At 68.3% G+C, this 543-nt stretch carries 1 protein-coding gene; it reads right to left on the reverse strand.

Annotated elements, in window-relative coordinates:
* Positions 1-543: enoyl-CoA hydratase/isomerase family protein (locus F6Q13_RS20050; protein ID WP_293060172.1), on the reverse strand; the 543-nt coding region annotated here is incomplete at both ends.

Genomic DNA, 543 nt, shown 5'->3' on the forward strand with positions numbered 1-543 from the left:
CCTCCAGCGCGGACCGGAATGAGTTGTTCTCGAAGTTACGGACCAACGCGTTCTTGGTGGATCTCGTGCTGTCGTCCGAGTTTTCCGCGATGGATTCGGCCAGCTCGATTGCTGCTTCGAGCGCGCTGCCCGTCTCGGTGAGCCGGTCGGCCAGTCCGATGCGCCAGGCTTCGACGGCCCGCACCGTGCGTCCGGTGAACGCCAGCTCCGCCGCCCGGCCGGGCCCGATGAGCCGGACCAAGTTCCACGACGTGCCCAGTTCGCCAATGGACAGCCCGACCCGCACGAACCCGGCGCTGAAACTCGCGGTGTGGTCGGCCATCCGGATGTCGGCGGCCAGCGCCAACGACAGACCACCACCGGCCGCCGGGCCGCTCACCGCGGCGATCACCGGGTACGGCAGGGCGCGCAGCCCGGTGGACCCAGACGCGGCCGTCTCCACCAGGTCGGTGAATTCGGGAACCGACATCCTGGTGATGATCTCGACCTCGTCCAGGTCGAAGCCGGTGCAGAACGCCTTTCCGCCCGCCCCGGTGATGATCA

The organism is Mycobacterium sp., from assembly GCF_008709575.1.
Taxonomy (GTDB): Bacteria; Actinomycetota; Actinomycetes; order Mycobacteriales; family Mycobacteriaceae; genus Mycobacterium.